Below are 4607 nucleotides of genomic sequence, written 5' to 3'. Positions count from 1 at the left end.
CCGCATCACGGTCTCCGCCACCGGCGAAGACCGCACGGAAATCCGGGCCTGACCTCCCGCCTCACGACCGAGGTGAGCGCCATGACCACCACCGAGGTACCGGTCGCGGTGGAACTGCTGCTCGTGCTGGACGAGGAGACGATCCAGGCGGAGTTCGAAGCGTTGGTGACTTCGCCTGGGCCACCCGGCCACCACACGACCCACGCCCGCGACCCGGAATCCATGACCCCCACGACACCGCGGCACCAGCCCGCCGCCGGGTGTGGCGGGGTGTGCTTCTCGTGGCCCGGCAGGTAAGTGCACGGGAGCGCTCCCCACCTCAATCCCACCCGCTGGGCCCGCGACGACCACGGGAGAAGGAAGTGCTGCCTGTCCGCAGCAATGACCACCCGGCGAACTCGCCCGCCGCGTTGCGGCCCGCACGGTAAACCCCGGGCGGCGAACGCAATACACAGGTCCACTCGGGTGGTGGGGAGCCGTGCCCGGCTTCCCACCACCCAGTGCCCGTTCCGTATTTCCCCGGCCCAGAAAGGAACGTCGTCCCTCATGCTGACGACCACCGCACTCCCGAGCAGTCCCGCGCACATCGCGATCCGCGCTCATACCTGGGCGCGGTGACCGAGCAGCTGGACATCGGCCTCGAATCCTGCACCATCGACCACGGCACCCCGGTGTCGGCGTATGACGCGCTCGAGCACCGCCACCCCGACTACCCCGACCGGGACCTCGCCCTACTCTGGGACGAACGACACGGCTGGGCCGCGGCCATCGAAACCCACTGCGGCGAAGACCTGATCGTCCTGCGCTACCTCGCCGGCGACACCATCACCCCACCCGCGTAGAGCGCGCCGGTAAGCCCCGCCCTGGCCATCGCCGCGCGGGCCGCCGAGTCCGGACAGGTCCCCGCGGACGACTGACCTCTCGTCGGCTCGGGACGGGCGGACGGGGGTGCGCACCTCGTCAGGCCGCAGCGGCATCCGGCCGCGCGAGCAGGGCACTGTCCCCCGTGTCCCAGCGGTGCAGCAGATGCAGTGCCATCGCGTTGTCCACGGCCAGTGCGCACGCGGCGCCGAACAGGATGTCCTCGGCGGTGTGGGGGTGGTCGATGGCGTAGGAGCCGCACAGGTCGTGTGCGGCGATCTGCTCGTGCACCGCGTCAGCTTCGACGTGCTCGTCGTAGAAGTGGGTGGTGGTCGCGTCGTAGCCGAGACGGCGCAGGCCGTTGCCGTAGCGGCGGTTGGGCAGTGACGAGGTCATTTCGAACACCGCCAGGTGTCCCAGCAGCGCGGGGGTCCACCGGCGGTGCAGTCCGAACAGCGACATCGTGTTGCTCACCCCCAGGGTCACCGCCGGAACCTGGTCGAGATAGGCGCCGTAGGTGTCGTCGAGGCCGAGGCCGCGCATCGTGGTGCGGAACAGTTCGGAGTGCATCCGCTCGACCCGGCCGCCGCCGTACTCGTCGGCCTGGATCTCCACCAGTGCTGCTTTCGCCCGCCCGCCGATACGCGGGATGGCCCAGCTGTGCGGGTCGGCCTCTTTCAAGTGATAGATCGACCGGTGCGCCACGAACTCCGCGAACTGCTCGGTGGTCGCCTGACGCTGCAGATAGAGCGCCAACGGAGGCCCCTCGTCAGCGTCGATGAGCGCCGTGAGCGCGGCCGGGATATCCGCTGGACCCACCTTGCGCGTGTCGTGGGTGGCGGTGGCGTCCTGCAGCGCTGCCACCAGGCGAGTTTCCAGCGTTGCGCGCACGCCCAGCAGCGACAGGTCGCTCTCCCAGGCGTCGTCGACGTCGTCGAAACCGCGGTAGCTCAGTTCGTAGCAGATCCACAGGCTCAGCTGGAGGTCCTCGTCGGACAGGCCCGCGCGCGGCGCCCCGTCAACGGCGCTACGGGCGTGGTCGAGCACGGTCGCAGGCAGCGCGTGCGGCGACCGGGTCAAGGCGATGGCCAGTGCGGTGCTGATCGGGCCACGAGGCTGGGGCAGGTACATCGCGGGCAGTCCTTTCTCGGTTGATCTCCGCGACCACGTCGCGACGCTCACGGTCATACCCCGCCACCGCGTGTTTCATCCCGATGTCGTCCCAGGTCACACGCTGTGCCAACTATTCGGTGCATCGATTCGTCGTTGTTTGGATCGATTCTGAGTGGGTATACGAAAACTCGACCGGTCACCACGGCCGGGAACACCACGTCCACGCTGGCAAAGGAGCTTGCCGATGCTCGCCCTCGGTCGAGTACTCGGCGCGCTGACCGCTGCCTACGGCGCTGCAGTACCGTCCGCCCGGCGGTGCTGACTGGCCCGCTGGAGATGAGGACCGGCCAGGGCGGGTCAAGGCCGTCGCTGCGGCTGTGGGCTGGGGTGCGGCCTGCGCGGCGTCGTTGCGCGGCAACCACACCTGATCGCCTCCAGCGTTGGTACCGCACCACCCCATGAAGGAGTGAACGTTCGATGAGCAGCATCACCGAATCCGTTGACGTGAAGGTCAACGTGTCCATTGCGTACAACCAGTGGACCCAGTTCGAGTCGTTCCCGCGGTTCATGGACGGCGTCGACGAAATCCGCCAAATCGACGACACTCACACCCACTGGACGATGTCCGTTGCTGGGGTGACCCGGGAGTTCGACGCGACGATCACCGAACAGAACCCCGACGAACGGGTCGCGTGGAAGTCCGACTCCGGCCCGAACCACGCCGGAGTGATCACGTTCCATTACATCGACGCCGACACCACGCGGGTGACCGCGCAGATGGACATCGACCCCGAAGGCTTCGCAGAGAACGTCGCGGACAAGCTCGGCATCCTCGACCGCAAGGTCAAGGGCGACATGGAACGCTTCAAGACGTTCATCGAAGACCGGCACGGTCAGGAGACCGGCGCGTGGCGCGGCGACGTCGACCACCCCGGACAACACTGACCACCCTCAGACTGGTGACGGGCCTTGCTTCGCGGCCCGGCCCGTCACCACCCCTGCCGGGCCTCGGTGACCTCCTTCGGCCGGGGCCGGCCCCACGCCTGTTGCCAGCACCCGCCCGGCCCGGCAGCCCGCTCCCGACTGACCAGCACCCCTGACGCCAGACAGGACATCGCCATGGTCATATCGATCAACTCTCAGCCAGGCCACCGACCCACGGCAGCACGGTCACCCCAGGCGGTGCGCGCCGAGCTCCCATTCACCCCGTCACGGGCATCGTCGGCTTGATGTTCCTGCTTGTCGGGATTGCGGGCTTTCATCCCTGGTTTCACCGCGAACTACGACCAGCTGAGCTTCGCTGGCCACGACTCCATGACCACGCTGCTTGGCTGCGGGGCGATGTACCTGCTGCTGTGGATCTACGGGCTGGTGATCGACCATGGCAGTGCCCGCAACTTCGTGCCGGTCAACACGGCCGACAACTGGCAGCACCGGGCTTCGACGCCGTGATGATTGCCGCTGGCCTACTGCTGGGCCGCCCTCGCGCCGCGGGCCCGCGGACGGTGGACACGCGCTGATGGCCACCACCACCGCCGAGCGACCCCAGTGACTGCGCATCGACCACCCCATCACCCGATACGAGCCGCTCACCGGGCAGCACCGCGCGCAGGTCGCCGTCGTCGGCGTCCAAGATCGCTGGCCTGACCACCGCGCTACTGCTGGCGCGGCGTGGCTGGGACGTGATCGTCGTAGGCCGCACAGGTCGGCGGCGGGGTGAGCGGCGACAACACCGCGAAGATCACCGCGCTGCAGTCAACCATGTATTCCACGATCAAACGCCTACACGGCCAGTCCACCGCAGCCGGGTAGGCCACGGCGGGTGCCGAGCGTGCACAGGCGTCAGGCCACGTCAGCGTCATGGGATCGCAGGGTTTGAGGGGTGGTGGCCGCTCCTGTCAGCACCGGCAACGGGCCGAGTTGTCGCTCGGGTGACGTTGCTCAGTCGCAGGTTGTGGTTGCGGGCGTAGCCGCGTATTACCTGGACGCGTCGTCCGTGCTGATACCGGCAAGCACGCCTCTTACCTGTTCGATGTCAACCCGGCTGTTCGGGGCGGTCTGCAGCTGTTCGGAGAGAGTGTCCGCCTGCTGGACGGGCGCGTTCCTGCAGTATTCCGATGGTCGCGGTATCGGCCAGCGCCTGACCGAGTACCGGCGTCCCCCAGTGGTGCGGTCAACCTCAGTTGATCGTCTCCGTCGTCCTTCGGGAGTAGCAGACCAGGAAAGGATCCCCCGTATCTGGGACGGAGGGGGGTGGCTCTCGAAAGCCACCCCCCTTCACACAACCCGGTCACCGGAATCGGCACACTCAGTCAGTGAGAACGTCTTTGACCTTCTCGCCGGCCTGCTTGACGTTGCCTTTGGCCTGGTCGGCTTGTCCTTCGGCCTGCAACCGCTCATTGCCGGTCACCTTGCCGGTCGCTTCCTTGGCCTTACCCTTGAGCTCTTCGGCCTTGTCCTTGGCCTTGTCCACACCACTCATCAACGACCTCTTCCTCTCACGGGACATATCTACACGGAGGGTGCCCCGCGGGTGGCGTTCCCAACCCTGTCACGGGCAGCAGCAACGCCGATCAGTGGATCAGCGACGGCCGCGGCCGAGTGCCTCGCGCTTGACGAACCCCACGACCGCG

General features: G+C 67.5%; 6 protein-coding genes. 4 read left to right on the top strand and 2 right to left on the bottom strand.

The genetic code is table 11. From position 1 onward, the window contains the following. On the top strand, positions 1 to 297 hold a 297-nt coding region (locus QMK34_RS46945), incomplete at its 5' end, for a hypothetical protein (RefSeq protein WP_326421512.1). Positions 298 to 614: 317 nt separating this feature from the next. Beyond that, positions 615 to 842: a DUF6292 family protein gene (locus tag QMK34_RS46940; RefSeq protein WP_326421511.1), complete on the top strand. Its 228-nt coding sequence runs from the start codon at positions 615 to 617 to the stop codon at positions 840 to 842. Positions 843 to 960: 118 nt separating this feature from the next. Here QMK34_RS46940 and QMK34_RS46935 read toward each other — a convergent pair whose 3' ends face one another. Then, positions 961 to 1992 carry an iron-containing redox enzyme family protein gene (locus QMK34_RS46935; protein ID WP_326421510.1) on the bottom strand — a complete coding sequence of 344 codons (1032 nt, stop codon included), beginning with the start codon at positions 1990 to 1992 and terminating at the stop codon, positions 961 to 963. Positions 1993 to 2451: 459 nt separating this feature from the next. On the opposite strand from QMK34_RS46935, the gene QMK34_RS46930 reads away from it, so the two are divergent. Continuing rightward, a complete protein-coding gene (locus QMK34_RS46930; RefSeq protein WP_326421509.1) occupies positions 2452 to 2919 on the top strand; it encodes an SRPBCC family protein in 468 nt (155 codons plus the stop codon). A 369-nt stretch (positions 2920 to 3288) separates the two neighbouring features. Then, positions 3289 to 3426 carry a DUF4383 domain-containing protein gene (locus QMK34_RS48200; RefSeq protein ID WP_442785374.1) on the top strand — a complete coding sequence of 46 codons (138 nt, stop codon included), beginning with the start codon at positions 3289 to 3291 and terminating at the stop codon, positions 3424 to 3426. 856 nt (positions 3427 to 4282) lie between these two features. Here the strand turns inward: QMK34_RS48200 and QMK34_RS46920 are convergent. Beyond that, the gene (locus QMK34_RS46920; protein ID WP_326421507.1) at positions 4283 to 4456 is read right to left on the bottom strand and encodes a CsbD family protein; all 174 of its coding nucleotides are present in this window, start codon (positions 4454 to 4456) and stop codon (positions 4283 to 4285) included. Positions 4457 to 4607 lie beyond the last annotated feature (151 nt).

This window comes from Amycolatopsis sp. H20-H5 (genome assembly GCF_035828755.1).
Taxonomy (GTDB): Bacteria; Actinomycetota; Actinomycetes; order Mycobacteriales; family Pseudonocardiaceae; genus Amycolatopsis.
The sequence above is the reverse complement of the archived record's forward strand: the minus strand, read 5'-3'. Positions and strand labels throughout refer to the sequence as shown.